The 16,137-nt window shown below is 42.5% G+C and carries 12 protein-coding genes; 4 read left to right on the forward strand and 8 right to left on the reverse strand.

Annotation, left to right across the window (positions count from 1 at the left end):
- Positions 1–79 precede the first annotated feature (79 nt).
- Positions 80–463 carry an aspartate 1-decarboxylase gene (gene panD, locus G1O98_RS04100; RefSeq protein WP_012409102.1) on the forward strand — a complete coding sequence of 128 codons (384 nt, stop codon included), beginning with the start codon at positions 80–82 and terminating at the stop codon, positions 461–463.
- Positions 464–474: 11 nt separating this feature from the next.
- Complete coding sequence (locus tag G1O98_RS04105; RefSeq protein WP_163927410.1) at positions 475–1,377, forward strand: MBL fold metallo-hydrolase; 903 nt, start codon at positions 475–477, stop codon at positions 1,375–1,377.
- Positions 1,378–1,545: 168 nt separating this feature from the next.
- Here G1O98_RS04105 and G1O98_RS04110 read toward each other — a convergent pair whose 3' ends face one another.
- The 4 genes from G1O98_RS04110 to G1O98_RS04125 all read right to left on the reverse strand — a co-directional run bounded on the left by G1O98_RS04110 (position 1,546) and on the right by G1O98_RS04125 (position 7,970).
- Positions 1,546–2,763, reverse strand: coding sequence for an HhoA/HhoB/HtrA family serine endopeptidase (locus tag G1O98_RS04110; RefSeq protein ID WP_163927411.1), 1,218 nt, complete (start codon positions 2,761–2,763; stop codon positions 1,546–1,548).
- A gap of 315 nt (positions 2,764–3,078) precedes the next feature.
- Complete coding sequence (locus G1O98_RS04115; protein WP_163927412.1) at positions 3,079–4,401, reverse strand: D-alanyl-D-alanine carboxypeptidase; 1,323 nt, start codon at positions 4,399–4,401, stop codon at positions 3,079–3,081.
- Positions 4,402–4,967: 566 nt separating this feature from the next.
- A complete protein-coding gene (locus G1O98_RS04120; RefSeq protein WP_163927413.1) occupies positions 4,968–6,038 on the reverse strand; it encodes an LOG family protein in 1,071 nt (356 codons plus the stop codon).
- A 165-nt stretch (positions 6,039–6,203) separates the two neighbouring features.
- Positions 6,204–7,970 (reverse strand): pentapeptide repeat-containing protein, encoded by a 1,767-nt coding sequence (locus G1O98_RS04125; protein ID WP_163927414.1) that lies wholly within the window; start codon positions 7,968–7,970, stop codon positions 6,204–6,206.
- A gap of 532 nt (positions 7,971–8,502) precedes the next feature.
- On the opposite strand from G1O98_RS04125, the gene G1O98_RS04130 reads away from it, so the two are divergent.
- Positions 8,503–11,499: a zinc-dependent metalloprotease gene (locus G1O98_RS04130; RefSeq protein ID WP_163927415.1), complete on the forward strand. Its 2,997-nt coding sequence runs from the start codon at positions 8,503–8,505 to the stop codon at positions 11,497–11,499.
- Between the two features lie 126 nt (positions 11,500–11,625).
- Here the strand turns inward: G1O98_RS04130 and G1O98_RS04135 are convergent, their stop codons facing one another.
- The 4 genes from G1O98_RS04135 to G1O98_RS04150 all read right to left on the reverse strand — a co-directional run bounded on the left by G1O98_RS04135 (position 11,626) and on the right by G1O98_RS04150 (position 14,199).
- Positions 11,626–12,360 (reverse strand): DUF1995 family protein, encoded by a 735-nt coding sequence (locus G1O98_RS04135; protein WP_163927416.1) that lies wholly within the window; start codon positions 12,358–12,360, stop codon positions 11,626–11,628.
- A 184-nt stretch (positions 12,361–12,544) separates the two neighbouring features.
- Complete coding sequence (locus G1O98_RS04140) at positions 12,545–12,721, reverse strand: hypothetical protein (RefSeq protein WP_163927417.1); 177 nt, start codon at positions 12,719–12,721, stop codon at positions 12,545–12,547.
- Between the two features lie 112 nt (positions 12,722–12,833).
- Positions 12,834–13,025, reverse strand: a complete 192-nt coding sequence (locus G1O98_RS39690) for a hypothetical protein (RefSeq protein ID WP_228058308.1) — start codon at positions 13,023–13,025, stop codon at positions 12,834–12,836.
- Between the two features lie 4 nt (positions 13,026–13,029).
- Complete coding sequence (locus G1O98_RS04150; RefSeq protein WP_163927418.1) at positions 13,030–14,199, reverse strand: cysteine desulfurase family protein; 1,170 nt, start codon at positions 14,197–14,199, stop codon at positions 13,030–13,032.
- 207 nt (positions 14,200–14,406) lie between these two features.
- Here G1O98_RS04150 and G1O98_RS04155 point away from each other — a divergent pair, with 207 nt between their 5' ends.
- The gene (locus G1O98_RS04155; protein WP_163927419.1) at positions 14,407–16,038 is read left to right on the forward strand and encodes a DUF655 domain-containing protein; all 1,632 of its coding nucleotides are present in this window, start codon (positions 14,407–14,409) and stop codon (positions 16,036–16,038) included.
- Positions 16,039–16,137 lie beyond the last annotated feature (99 nt).

Below are 16,137 nucleotides of genomic sequence, written 5' to 3' on the forward strand. Positions count from 1 at the left end.
TCCTTTACAGACGCGATTAATCGCGTCTCTACTCATAAATTTCATTTGTTACGAAACTGCCACCAAATCCTAAACCAAAATGCAGCGTACTCTCCTTTTGGCAAAAATTCATAATTGCACCCTTACGGGGGCGAATATCAACTACGTGGGTAGTATCAGCATCGATGAAATCCTTTTGGAAAAAGCTGGGATCTTACCTTATGAGCAAGTTCAAGTAGTTAATAGTGCCAACGGTCAGCGTTTTATTACTTATGCGATCCCGGCTCCAGCCCATTCAGGAGTAATTGAGCTAAATGGGGGTGCGGCACGTCTAGGCATTATTGGCGATCGCTTGATTATAATGACTTACGGGCAGTTCACTCCAGAAGAGTTAAAAAATTACTCTCCTACGGTAGTCATTGTGGACGAAAAAAACAGGCTGTTGGAAGTTCGGCGCTACGATGACCTGCTCGTTAAGGTCTAATTTGAAGGAAAATGTCAAATTTTGAGTTGTCGGATTCCCAGAGCTACATACCTGAAAAGTCTGCTACCCTGCCAAGTAGCCCAGCAGGTGAGTTTATTGTGCAATTTTGGGGTGTACGGGGTTTGATTCCTACCCCAGACACCAGCACCAACCGCTATGGTGGTAATACTGCTTGTGTAGAAATATATGTAGGTGGACAACGCCTGATTTTTGATGGCGGTACTGGCTTACGCATACTAGGTAAAACTTGGCAAGAACTACAACAGCCAATACAAGCCCATTTATTTTTTACCAACTGTCAATCAAATCGGATTCAAGGGTTTCCCTTTTTTGCTCCTGCATTTATTGGAGAAAATTGCTTTCATATTTACGGCACAGCTGCTTCAAATGGAGCCTCAATCAAACAATGTTTGTACGATCAGATGCTCCAGCCCCACTTTCCTTATCCTTTACAGGTAATGCAGTCGGAATTGCAGTTTTATAATCTCATTCCAGACAGTGATGTAAAGCTAGATGATGTCATCATTACAACCGCATTAATCAATCAAACTCAGCGCTCAGTTGGCTACCGAGTTAGTTGGCAAGATTATAGTGTTGCCTACGTCACGGATTTGCACCAGAATGCCGAGCAAGTGGAGCAAGAGCGGATTTTAGAGTTTATTAAAGGCGTTGATTTGCTGATTGCCAATGCCACATACACTCCCCCTACGTCTCACAACCATGACTCTGCTGATTTACTCTGGCAAGCTGCGGTGAATGCAGCTCTGAATGCTGGTGTGCAACGGCTAGCTATTTCTCATCATCACCCAGATGACCATGATGATTTTCTTGATCGGGTTCAAGTCGATATTAAATCTGCCTTTCCTGAAGCAGTATTAGCCCATGAAGGTCTAGTTTTAGCTGTTGGGAAGTGATTTAGGCTCTATTGGCAAAATGGAAATTTACCCCAGCTTTAAGCGAATGGAATTCGCTGCTAAACACGCAAAGTCCGCCTCCGCGGACTAAGAAAAAGTTAAGGGTTTGAAACCCACGGAGGTGGGTTTTGTTTGTGTGGACGCGGTTTCTAACCGCCCTTTTAACTCCTACGAAGCATTTTGCAACTCGGCTGTACGGATTGAAAGCTGCTGTGTCTGATTACCACGTTGCACTTTCACCTGTAATACTTGACCAAGACGACTGTCTTCCACAACGTTCTGCAATTGTTCAGCGCTGGTAATAGCTTTACCATCAACTTGCAGAATTACATCCCCGCGTCGGATACCGGCAGATGCAGCTGGAGAATTTGGGACTACTCGCATTACAAAAACACCATTAATTTCTGGTATTTGAATAGGAGAGTTGGGATCGGTGTTATTTTGCTTGGCAAGAGCGGGTGTTAAAGTTAGCATTTGCACGCCTAAATAGGGGTGAGCAACTTTGCCATCACGTTGCAGTTGCGCTGCGATCGCTTTCGCTTTATCAATAGGAATGGCAAAACCAATACCCATCGCGTCGGGACGAATCGCTGTGTTAATGCCAATCACTTCACCTTGGCCATTTAATAGTGGCCCGCCAGAGTTACCTGGATTAATGGCGGCATCAGTTTGAATGAAGTCTAAGCGTTTGTCGCTAATGCCAACTTGGGCGCTGGAACGTTTGAGAGTACTGACAATTCCCAAAGTAACGGTGTTATCAAATCCTAAAGGATTACCAACTGCGATCGCCCAATCTCCGACTTGGACATTAGTGGAAGAACCCAAGGGTGCGACTGGTAAATCGTTACCAGCGTTAATCTTGACTACTGCCAAATCTGTAACTTCATCAATGCCTTGAACTTTTCCTTCAAAGGTGCGGCCATCTTTGAGTCGGACTGTTACCTTATCAGCCTTATCGACCACATGAGCGTTAGTCATAACTAAGCCGCTCTTGTCAATAATGAAACCTGAGCCTAAACCGCGTAACTGCTCAGAAGGCGGCATTTGTTGAGAGAAACCATCACCAAAAAACCGACGGAAAAATGGGTCTTCCATAAATGGATCAACGCGACGAGTAATTGTTCGCTCAGTATCAATGCGAACAACTGCTGAACCGACACGATTCACTGCTGCGGTGACAAAGCTACTAGTACCGATCGCACCCGTGGCTGGTGATTGTCGTTGGGCAATCAGTTGTGAAGTATCTCCATCTGTTATTGGAGGTGCGGGTTCGGCTTGGGAGGGCAACACCTGCAATGTGCTAACCGTTAGCACAACTCCGAGCGCGATCGCTAAAACATAACTACTGAGTTGACGTATGGATCTGGGTAATTTGGGAAATCGCATAATCACAACCTAATTTATAAGCTTAATTGTTGCTTAGTCGTGACAAATCTATTTACAGTTATTTTTACTTCAGGTTTCGCCTGCCTTAGCAATCCTGTGGTTAGGGCATTTTACGAGTTACCTATAATCAAGTTAATGGAAAATTTAACCCAAAAGCTATTATGGACATTCACCCTTTACAAGTTCGGTTTTTACCCATCAATAAAACTTTTGGATTGCTAATAAAACTAGAAGTTTCAAAGTAGTGACACCGATAAAAAGGAGATGTAGGACACCCATGTTCACTTTTGGTTCAAAACCCGATCGGATGATGAACTAACTTTTGAATAAAATTTCATTTCGACTGATTGCACCTAGCTGGGGTAAAGAGTTGATGGCTGAGTGGGGAGTGAGGTTAACAGGAACGGTGAGAGGTAGTTGTAATTGTTTAACAACACTTTGCAGTAGTTGGTCTTGTCCAGTCCGCAAACCCCAAACATTTGTCCCACGGTTGATAATAGCAAACCAAACCAAACCGCGATCGCGTGTGGGCATGACTCCAGCTAAAGCGCTCACATCTCTAAGAGTGCCAGTTTTGATTACAGTAGACAGAGGAATGTGTCGAGAGTGTAGCGTTCCTCGGTGATCAAACCCAGACATCGGGAACAAGTCAGCCAGATTTAGCTGATGGGCAGATGCCTCACTTTGAATAGCCATAAACATCGCACAGGCAGCCCTGGGGGAAATGCGATTTTCGGGGCCTAGTCCAGAACCATTAATTAACTGAATTTCCACTTGTGGCACCCTAGCAAGGTTAGCAGCAGTGGATTGGACTACAGCTGCTCCTCCCACTGAATCTGCTAGCATCTCTGCCATCTCGTTGTTACTGTAAACATTCATTTCCTTGATTAGTTGCTTCAAGGGTAAGGAACGATGACGCAGTAACAAAGTTTGTTGGGGGTTTGGTTGTGCCTCAACTTTCACCGTACCCGAAATGACTACTTGAGGCTTGGGCGTTCCCTTAGCCATAATTGAGTGTGTGTAAATAGCAGGGCGGCCCCAAGTTGCACGATTTAGCGTTTGCTTGAGCATCATACCCGCCAGCATCGGCTGCCGTTGGAAATTCATGGCAAAACTGCCATTAATGATTAAATTTCCCTTTATCTGCTTGATACCCATTTTATTAAGAGTATTACCAAGAGCGATCGCTTCTTCCCAAACAAACAAAGGATCGCCACCGCCTGTAATCACCAAATCGCCCTGCACAACTCCATTTACCACTGGCCCGGTGATACTCACCAAAGTATCAAATTGGTAATCTGGGCCCCAAGTTTTCAAAGCAACTAGTGAAGTGGCAATTTTGGTTAAAGAGGCAGCAGGGAGAGGTGTCGTACCTTGGTGATTTGCCATCAGCATTGGCCCCGACTGCATCCAAATGCCCTGACTCTCAGCCAGATTTTGTGCCACCACTTTTGATGTGATGAGCTTTTTCAGATATTCTTGCACCGTAGTTGCCCCAGTTGGATTGGGATCGGGGGCAAGAACTAAGCCAGGGCTACTTTGCCAAGTTAAAGCATCTAAAGCATCTAGAGGCTTGATTTGTACCCCGGCCATTTCCAGCCAGAGTGACACCAAACCTGAACCCAATAATTCCAGCATATTTTATTCCTCTATATGTGTTTAGGATGTTCTATATTATTTCCTGTGCTAATATACACGCTTTTTTATGCAGATCAGCATTGAGTCACAATAACTGGTGCATTAAACATCTGAAAGTAAGGTGAATCACATGATTTTCGTCATACTTTTTACAAAAAAAGACTGACTCTAAGATAAGAGCCACGTCTCTTGAAAGCCAGTATAAAGGAGGCAAAGCGAATTGACTCTTCATATTTCATCATTTTTTATTAAAAAATTGACAATAATTTAGATACATTGTAAATTCCTCTTCAATACCTCTTTCAAAGTCATCCTAAAGCAGACATATCAGCTAAGTTAAATTATGAAGACATCAAAATCATCCAACATTTTTTTCGTCTATCTAGCCTGAGATAAACTGAAAAAAGGACATTGGAGTGGTAAGAAGTTTGTTGCGATCGCCTGCGTTATTATGTCGCTTTCATAGAGTCAAATCTTTAGCGATCCAAAAGATATTAAACTGGCAATAAGCCTGTGAAGGCTGTCAAAAATATTGGGATACGGGTGGAAAAATCCACCCCTAAACTCTACTTTCTTTCTGGGTGTGCTGCATCTTCTGATGAAACATTACCCATTTGGTTAATTGTGGCAATCATCTGATACAAACGCCCCAAGTCGCGTTGATTGAAGTACAAAATGAGGCGTGGTAGTTCAACCGTTTCATCTTGTGCTTCTTGAGGTAATGCCTGACTTTTTTCAATCCGTCCTTTAACAATAATGTCACTGAAATCAGCATTGAGTTGCTCTACAAGATAGTCTGATATATCTGTCTTCAGACGCATGACTAATTGCTCGCCTACATATCTACAGGAGTGATAAACCTGGTAAAAACGAGTAATAGCGTCACAAGCCACATCCAGGTTGTCTGTCACCGTGTAAAGGCTGGGGTCTTCAGGACTGACAAGACCATTTTGGACTAATTGCTTATCAATATATTCGCTCCAAGACCGCCAGTAATCACCACCAGGATGGTCAATTAAAACTAGAGGTACTGGGCCAAACTTACCATTCTGGCTTAATGTCATACATTCAAAAGCTTCATCTTGAGTGCCAAAGCCTCCCGGAAATAAGGCTACAGCATCACTTTCTTTGAGGAGAAAAAGCTTGCGAGTAAAGAAATATTTGAAAATAATTAGCTTGGGATCGCCCTCTATAAAAGGGTTTGCTTCTTGTTCAAAGGGTAATTGAATATTTAATCCAAAGGAATTTTCTCGCCCAGCACCTTCGTGACCCGCCTGCATGATTCCACCGCCACCGCCGGTCATCACCATAAATCCTAATTGAGAAACAGCGCGAGCAAACTCAAGGGCCATTTGGTACTCTGGCGTATCTGGCGCTAGACGAGCAGAACCGAAGATGGTGACTTTGCGAACGTGTCGGTAATCATAAAAAAGCTGGAAACCTCGCTCCATATCTGCTAACGCAGCCGACAATATTTTCCAATCGAGACGCTCAATTTCGGTATCAGCTAGACGAACGATAGTAGCAAGTGCTTGCTGAATAAGCTGCCGATTTTTTAATGTCGGTAAACGAGCGATCAATTCAGCGATATCCGCCTGTAAAGACTCTAATGTGTCAAACGACGCAGATGAAGTCATGAGAACTGCCGCAACAATGGCATTATATTCTACGTGAATGACTTACACTCTAGCAAGCGGGATATAGCCCCCTGAATATCAATATCCCGTAGCATCTGAATAATTTAAAAACGACAGAGATTCTGAGGACGCGAAGGACATAAATAAAGATGTCACCACGTCCCCTCAGTTCAACCCCAGTTCTTCTTTCAATGCCTCCGGGACATTAACTGCTGTCTTTAATCCCCGCACACCTTCCCATTGCTGTTTTTTACCCCAAGTCATTTTTTCCATATTGGCATCGCTGAGGTCTGCACCATTGAGAATGGCGTAACTTAGGTTACTGTGGCTGAGATTCGCGCCATTGAGAATCGCACCACTCAGGTTACTGCCACTGAGGTTAGCACTGTTAAGGTTGGCATAGCTGAAGTCTGTACCAAAAAGGATCGCGTCGGTGAGATCGGCACCACTGAGGTCAGCTTCGCTGAGAATTACCCCACTGAGGTCAGCTTCGTTGAGGCTTACCCGACTCAGGTCTACACCGCTAAGGTCTGCGCCTAAGAACATTGCACCGTTAAGTCTGGCATTGTTTAGTTTGGCTCCATTAAGTTTGGCATAGCTAAGGTCAGCAGCCATGAGGATGGCATCACTAAGGTTGGTGCTGAAAAGAATTGTGTCGCTGAGGTTAGTACCGTTGAGGATGGCATGACTCAAATCAGCACCACTGAGGTCAGCGCGGCAGAGATCAGCATGGTTAAGGTTGACGTTGCTGAGGTTGGCTTCACTTAAATTCGCACCAAAAAGGATGGCGTTGCTGAGGTCGGCGCGGTTGAGGTTGGTGCTGCTGAGGTCGGCGCGGCTGAGGTCGGCGCGGCTGAGGTCGGCGCGGCTGAGGTTGGTAATGCTAAGGTCGGCACGATTCAGGTCGGCGCGGCTAAGGTTTGCACAGCTAAGGTTAGCACCACTAAGGTTAGTGCTGCTGAGGTCAGCACCAGTGAGGTTAGCACCAGTGAGGTTAGCCCCACTGAGGTTGGCATCGCCGAAGTTGGCACCGCTAAGGTTAGCACCTATGAAGTTTACGCCAGTTAAGTTGGCATCGCCGAGATAAGCAAGGCTGAGGTCAGCACCGCTAAAGTCTGCCCCGGTGAGGTTGGCATCTCCCAAGTAAGCACTACAAAAGTTACCACCTTTGAGGAATTGCCCGACTATACTGCTAAAGTTGCCAATGTCTAGGGCATCGCTATAGTTAATGATCCGCAGCAGTTGGGATGTGAAAAAATTGTCTGTATCTGGTTGGGCTGATGGATAGAAGGTAATTTTTTCTTTGAGTTCATCTTGCTCTTGGGCGTAGCGGTGTAACTCTAACAGTAAAATCAGTACGTTCAATCCTGTATAGATGTCTACCTGTCTCAGCCCGATCGCAATATTTTGAGTTGCTAGCTTTAATTTTGTTTTCTGAGGCAGGTTATCATCTGGTGTGGCATCAATAAATTCTCCCTGACACCAGCGACGATAAAAATCTTCTAGCTGCCAGAAAAGCACTTCTGGGTGAATCTTTTGACTAGTCACAACCAATTCCATTATTTGGTTGACTATTTCTGATTTCAGCGCTCCATTGCCTAGTAAATCATAAATCTCTTCATGCATCTGGCGGTCGCGCACTTTTAAGCATAACTCTGATGGTAGCGGCCCCGATATGCGATCGCCTATCTTAGAAGTCAAACTGCTCTTTGATATTGTCCATTTTTCTAAGCTTTCTTGCAGTCTTTGAAACCATAAATCTTCCTCTATACCTTGAGCAAATTTAACGCTTTTGTTTAGTTCTTTAATACTTTTTCCTGGAGATAAACCGACTTTAGTTTCCACCGATGTGGTCTTTGGCATCTCTTGTAAGCTTATATCCCTCACATAATTTCTCAGCAGTTGCCAAACTTGAGATAAATATGTTGACATTTCTGTGTCCGTTGTTACATTTAAATTACTGTTTTGATAATCTGGAACTAAAATTTTTTCTCTGTTACTTTGCTTATCATTGCCAAAAATAAATAGTATCAATAAATACTACACGAAAAATATCATGCGTTGTCGATATCTATGATGGGCTACACTGACGGCGTTTTTGAAGGGTGGCTTCTCGCTAACCCTTAGTCACGTCAAGCTTCTTCTGTTGATGTAAATAAGTGTGATCGGAAAAATTCTTTCAAAAATCAAGTAATTTTCCGATTTTGGTTGATTTGTTATACTTTTTTCCCCAGATATTTACTAGTCTGATGTAAAAATAATACTTACTCATTGTAAGAGACGCAATTGTTAGGAAAAATCCATCTGTACAACAGCGTGAACATTGCGGAAAAATGGCAACTAAAATTGAAGTCTAAACTTTACTGCTTTATATAAAGCAGCTAAAAGAATCAGAAAAAGCAGGCTACATAACTTTGCAAAAGTTAAAAATTAACTACCGAATCGTTATTGGGGGATTGATGCGATGAACAACAGATTAACTTTTTATATGATTTTGTTACATGGTTTATTTTTAGGAATAACAACAGCTAACGCCAAATCACCATTTGTCAATGGAATTGATCCAGATTTTTCAGTGAACCATAAGGCTGTGGGGGTTGTAAAAGGCGTAGTTACAACCAATAATCAGTTAACGGCAGAAACTTCTTCAACTAAAATCTCAGCATTATCGCTAAATAATATCAATATTTCTCAGAAACAGAGACTACCGTCAGGGCAAGTTTGGGTGGTTAATCAAAATAAACACGTACAGCCTAAACCGTTTATTTGGGTAGTAAAAGATTCTAAAAAAGCAGGACAGCAACCATTTTTACAAGTTGCAAAACCCGCAGAAAAGCCTAAGCCTACCAAAACACCAGCAGCAAAGGATGATTTAGAGGTTTTTGATGAAGTAGTGAAAGACACCCAAAAGTCAGGGGGGCTATTCACTCTTTATCGCAATAAAGAAAAGAATAAAATTTATCTAGAAATTAAGCCAGAGCAACTTAATAAAAATTACCTCGCTACGGCAACCCTAGAATCGGGCATTGGTGAACGGGGTATTTACAGTGGTATGCCTCTACAAGATTTTTTGTTTTATTTCCAACGGGTAGATGATAAATTAAACTTTGTCATCCGTAATGTTAATTTTCGCACTCGTGAGGGAGATCCTCAAGTGCGATCGCTAGCTCGGTCTTTTAGTGATTCTGTACTCTACAGCATTTCCATAAAAAGCATTCATCCCCAACGCAAAACTCTTCTCATCGATTTGGGCGATTTATTACTGACAGATTTAGGCGGATTATCTGCAAGTTTAGGAGTCCCAGCAACTACAGACCAGTCCTATTTTGGTACTGCTAAAGCTTTTCCACAAAACTTAGAGATTGAGTCAGTTTTAAATTTCTCTGGTAGCAGCGATCGTGACAGCGAAACACCAAGTTTTGGCTCATTAGCTGATAACCGTGGCTATACCTTGCGCGTCCACTATAGTCTCTCCCAGCTACCTGAAAAAGATTATCGACCGCGCCTTGCTGACGATCGCATTGGCTATTTCATCACCGCCTACCAAGATTTATCCAAAGACGATCGCGGCGATTCTTTTGTCCGTTACATAAATCGCTGGGATTTAGAAAAACAAGACCCAAAAGCATTAATTTCTCGCCCCAAAAAACCAATTGTCTTCTGGATTGATAACGCTGTGCCCTTAGAGTACCGCGATGCGATGAAAGAAGGCATCTTAATGTGGAACAAAGCCTTTCTCAAAGCAGGATTCAAGGATGCAATTGAAGTCCGCCAGATGCCAGATGATGCAACATGGGACCCAGCAGATATTCGTTACAACACAGTTCGCTGGATTAACACAGTCGATGGTTATTTTGCAATGGGGCCATCCCGCGTTAATCCCTTGACTGGAGAAATTTTGGATGCAGACATTCTCGTAGATGCCAGCTTTGTCCGGGCGCTTAAGAATGAGTATCGCAAAATTGTCCAACCCAGCCAAACCCAAAGCCAGACGACCTTATCAGCTTTGATGCAAAATCGTCTACTTTGCGCCAATGGTTTAGATGGCAAAAACAATGGTGTACCCAAGCAGATGCCAGGGCAACAAGAGTTGTTGAACCGTTTATCTAAAATGGCAGGCGAGTACGATTTATGCTATGGGATGGAAGCTGCTAACCAGTTTGCCCTTGGTTCCCTGGCGATGTCACTATTGCCAGATACCATGGCCACTCCAGATCAGGTGAAAGAATATATCAATCAATATTTACGTTTAATCATCGCTCACGAAGTTGGACATACTCTTGGTTTACGTCATAACTTTCGTGGTAGTACTCTGCTAGCACCAGAGGAGATGAATAATACAGAAATTACCAAAAATAAAGGTCTGACAACTTCCGTAATGGACTACATTCCCCCAAATATTGCCCCTCAAGGGACAAAACAGGGAGATTATTTTCCTAGTATGGTGGGGCCTTATGATGAATGGGCGATTAAATACGGCTATATTCCAATTAAGACATCAACTCCCATAGCAGAAAAGCCAATTTTGGAGGAAATTGCTACCCAATCTTATAAGCCAGAGTTGAGTTATTCTACAGATGAAGATGTCTATGACCTTGACCCAACTGCTGATGCTTGGGATAACAGTGGCAATGTGTTGCTTTATTCACAGTGGCAGTTGAATAATTCGCGGGTGATGTGGGAACGTCTCGATAAGCGTTATCCATTAGCTGGTGATAGTTACAGCGATGTCAGCGAGCGTTTTAGCACAGTATTGGGTAACTATTTTCAACAAATATATTACACCACTAAATATATTGGCGGACAGTCTTTTTATCGCATTCACCCTAGCGAAATCCCCTCTGGAGTTGGACAAAAGCGATTACCATTTGAAGCAGTACCAGTTAAAGAACAACGACAAGCTTTAGAAACCTTGCAAAAATATTTGTTTGCAGAAGATGCTCTGAGCTTTTCACCAGAACTACTGAATAAATTAGCACCTTCTCGTTGGCGACATTGGGGTAGTTCTCCCCAAGTTGGTCGTTTGGATTTTCCTATTCATGACTTGGTGCTACTCATGCAGGGTTCTGTATTGCGAGATTTACTCTCAGGCGATCGCCTCTCTCGCCTCAAGGATATTGAACTTAAAACTAAGGCAGAAAATGCACTGACTCTACCAGAACTATTTGACACTTTGCAATCAGGTATCTGGACAGAAGTAATCAAACCAAAAGGTAAACCAATGAAGATTGCCAGTTTACGGCGAGGCTTGCAGCGCCAATACCTGGACATTTTGACTAATATGGTGTTGCGAAAAGAATATGTCCCAGAAGATGCTCGGACTCTGGCTTGGTATAAACTCAAACAACTAGATGAGAAACTCAAGGGAGTTAATTCTGAGGATGAATACACCAAAGCGCATTTATTAGAAACACGCGATCGCATCGAGAAAGTCTTGAATGCACCGTTGCAAGCGAATTAAAAAAGTTGTAGAGACGCGATTAATCGCGTCTCTTTGGCAAAATACATCAAGTTTCTGTTTTAGAAATAAAAAACTCAAAATGAGGCAGCAGATAAGCGAGTTTCCTCCTGCTACCTCTGCTTTCTCCTAACTACTCAACGCCTTTAAAAACCGTTGCAAACTCTTAAATACATTGGGCTTTCTCGCAGGTGCAGTGTCCGTTGTTGTTTGCGGTTGTCCTTTTAAAAGGATTTGATCCAAGTCATCACCCGATGGTTTTGTGGGTAATTCAGCAATTCTTTGATATTCGCCGTCGGTTTCTAGCCAAACTTCCCACTGTCCTGGATAGCAGCGAGATAGGGCGCTTTGCTCGTCTATGGGGCGCAGGTAATAACAAGATTCAATGGTATTGGTGAAACGCAGGCGAGTTTGCCTTGCTGCATAACCAATACCCACAGTTCCAGAATCTTCTAGGCGGGGATTTAAAAAGACTACAGGGCGATCGCCTATTTCTTGACATAGCTTTTCCACCTGCGGTACTTCTACGGAAGTGGGGGCGATGAATAAGAAAATTTCATCCTCTGGCTGAATTTTGGTTTGCAAGGAAGCAGTCCTTCCCGTACCAATATCCAAAATTTGAAATGGTGCATCTGTCCAATTGCGACGGGCTAAAGCCGCAGCACCTGCGTCAGCAAAGAAAATTTTCAAACGGGAATCGTATTCTGTAAACAGTGGCAGAAATTGTTCCGCCACCGGCATAAACTTGAGTTCTGGAAACAGGAACTCAACCTGTATGCGAGTACAACCATCTGCAAGGGCAGCTTGGACGGCTGTACGAGATTGGGCGATCGCATCTTCAAGGGTGTTAGGAAGTTCACTCATAGTTTTTTATGTCGCTTTAGCATTACTTCCATTGTTCCAGTATTGGCTATGATTGAGGGAGTAAACACAAAGCTGTTTTACATCCCAAATTTAGAGTGCGATCGCATAGAAGACACAGTTAAAATTTTACCTGTTGGAAAAAGACTCGTTTAAAACTTTCAGCGACAATGGCATAGAGCGCCGATCAGATAAAATCTAGATATTTTGATACGCGATACGCAAGCAAAATCCCTGCAATACCACCGATAACGCTAAAGAAGATTAAGGTGAACAATAGCAAACTTCCACCCCACAAGACTGGGATGTAGCTGCCAATCGTAGAGCCAATGAACATCCCAATCCCAATGATGAATTTATTCATTCAATAAAAGCCTCAAAAGTCATAAAAATTAAGTCGTGCTTGAACTCCTTTATGACTCAAAATATTACCTTTTAGGAAAAACTCGTTTAACAATACCGAACACCTCGCCTATTCACAAATACTCAACCCAGTTTTCTAATAGGAGCGTAGAAATACGAGAAAACTCTCGCACATTATTGGTGACGAGGGTAACTCCTAAACTCAGCGCATGAGAAGCAATCAGCATATCCATATTTTTTCCATCTGCACTGACAATGAAGAATTCCTTGACTTTACACGGGTTAAATTTTAGTAGGGTTGCCAATAATTTAACGCTTAACTAAAGATAAATCTGGTGTTAGCCTTTGCAAAACTTGCTTCAATACCATCACTGTCCAATCTATATCAGCTTCAGTTGTATCACATCCCAATGTGATGCGAATTCCACCCAAGGCAGCTTTTTCGGAATAGCCCATCGCTAACAATATTGGACTAGGACTAAGTTTACCACTGTGACAAGCAGCACCAGCACTGATGCCGATGCCAGCAAGGTTTAGCTGTCGTACTAAGGCTTTACCGCTAAGTTTTTTCCCGTCGGCGTTTTCTAAGCACATACTGACATGGTGAGGTAAACGATCGCAGCTATCCCCTGTAGGAATTAAACCAGGAATCTCAGCTAGTTGGGCAAAGGTGCGATCGCGTAACTCAATTAATCGTGGTGTTTCTGTAGCCAATTCTTCGGCTGCTAATTCTGCTGCTACACCAAATCCCGCAATTATCGGTACTGCTTGCGTACCAGAACGCAGTCCCATTTCTTGCCCACCACCATTGAGTAAAGGCATCAATTCCACACCAGGACGCACATACAGCGCCCCTACACCTTGCGGGCCATATATTTTATGACTCGAAAGGCTAAGTAAATCTACGTCTAGTTGTTGCACATCTATAGGTAAGCGTCCCGCAGCTTGCACTGCATCTGTATGGAACAAAGCTCCATGCGATCGCACAATTTTACCCAATGCTGCGATCGGTTGCACTGTCCCTACTTCACTTTGACCGTAAATTATGGAAACCAAAACTGTGTTATGTCGCAACGCCGCCTTTAAATCTAGGGGATTGACTCTACCTTTAACATCTACAGACAAGCGCGTAATTTCCCAACCCCACATTTCTAGCAACTTTACTGTTTCAGAAATTGCGGAATGTTCGACGCTAGAGATAATTAGATGTTGAGGAACAGCATACAACCGAGCCACACCCATAATCGCTAAATTATCTGCTTCAGTACCGCCGGAGGTAAAAACGATCGATTCAGGACTAGCAGCGTTAATTAAACCAGCAACTTGAACTCTGGCTTGTTCTACAACCGTTGCAGCCCGTTGTCCCCACTCATGTAAGCTGGAGGGATTGCCCCACTGATGAGTCAGGACTGTTTGTATAACTGCGATCGCTTCTTTTCGAGTGGGAGTAGTAGCGCTGTAATCTAGATAAATTTGCATATAGCCGATAATGGTGAGAACACACTTTGGTAATAGGCTGGTGATCTTTTCAGAATGTGGATAAATCCTGAAAAAAATCTTTGTAATTCTGCATCTAGGAGTGGATTTTTCCCTTTGTTTAGAAAGTTATTTTTTTACTTAATTCAGAACACAAAATTTTGGGAATGATAAATCTGTCCACTCCCAATCCACTTTTAACAGATTACAGTGCAACTTATCTCTAGACAAAGATATTTTTCATATATCTTTTTACTAATATTCTCCCTCGCTGGTTGTCAACGAGTCCAGTCTTATAATGAGCGTCCAGCACCTTTACCACAAGACCCTTTAGTTCAAGTCTACTTTAACCATTCTGAGTCTTCAGAATACAAAGAATCTTACCGTCAGCAAACTCGCTTCGGGGATGATTTAGAAAAAGAAATTGTCAATGCTATTATGCACGCTAAATCTACGATCGATGTGGCGGTGCAAGAATTACGTTTACCCAAAGTTGCCCAAGCACTGGTTGATAGACAAAAAGCTGGGGTAAAAGTCAGGATAATTTTAGAAAATACTTACAGCAGACCTTGGAGTAGTTTAACATCTGCTGAAGTAAGTAAGTTAGAGAAAAGGGAACAGGAACGCTACAACGAATTTCGAAAATTTATCGATATTAACCAAGATAATCAACTCAGCCCAGCAGAAATCAATCAAAGAGATGCTTTGATAATTTTGCAGAATGCTAAAATTCCCTGGATAGACGATCGAGCAGATGGTTCAGCAGGTAGTAGCTTGATGCACCATAAATTTGTGATTGTAGATAATCGCATTGTAATTATCACTTCAGCGAATTTTACGCTAAGTGATACATCTGGTGATTTTACAAATTCCAATACTTTAGGCAATGCCAATAACTTATTGCAGATTGACAGCCCAGAATTAGCATCTTTATTTACAGAAGAGTTTAATATTATGTGGGGAGATGGGCCAGAAGGTAAGCCAGATAGTCGATTTGGGTTACAAAAACCGATGCGTTCGCCTAAAAAAATTACATTAAATCAAACCACAATTACTGTGCAATTTTCGCCAACTTCTCCAACTCAATCTTGGAGTAACAGTAGTAATGGCTTAATTGGTAAAACTTTAGATTCAGCAACCAAATCTGTTGACATGTCCTTATTTGTCTTTTCCGATCAGCGACTTGCCAATATCTTAGAAAATCGCCATCAACAAAATGTGCAAATTCGCGCTTTAATTGAACCACAATTTGCATATCGTCCCTACAGTGAAGCCTTAGATATGATGGGAGTTGCTCTCAGTAATAAATGTAAATATGAAGTTGATAACCATCCTTGGCAAAATCCCATTACTACTGTAGGTGTACCTGTGTTACCTAAAGGCGATTTATTGCATCACAAATTTGGTGTAATAGATAGCCAAACAGTAATTACAGGTTCTCATAATTGGTCAGATGCTGCCAATAATGGTAATGATGAGACACTTGTAGTAATTGAAAATCCCATAGTTGCGGCTCACTATGTGCGAGAATTTGCTCGTCTTTATACCAAAGTTAAACCCGGCTTACCACCAGCAATTCAAGAAAAAGTTAAATTAGAACAAACACGCTGTCCCCAGATAAAAAGTTCTTCATCAAGTGAAGTACAAGCAATTAAACAAATAAATATTAACACTGCAAGTTTGGCAGAATTAGAAACTCTCCCCGGTGTGGGTAAGAAGTTAGCACAACGGATAATTCTTAGCCGTCAACAGCAAAAATTTACATCTTTACAAGACTTAGAAAGAGTTCCAGGGGTTAAGGCGAAGACATTGGAAAAATGGCAAGATCGCCTAACTTGGTAGCAGTCTTTGTTTAAAAAATAAGATCCCCCTAAATCCCCCTTAAAAAGGGGGACTTTGACTCCGATCCACCCTTTTTAAGGGGGGTTAGGGGGGATCAAT

This window comes from Nostoc sp. UIC 10630, assembly GCF_010747425.1.
In the GTDB taxonomy this organism is placed as follows: domain Bacteria; phylum Cyanobacteriota; class Cyanobacteriia; order Cyanobacteriales; family Nostocaceae; genus Nostoc.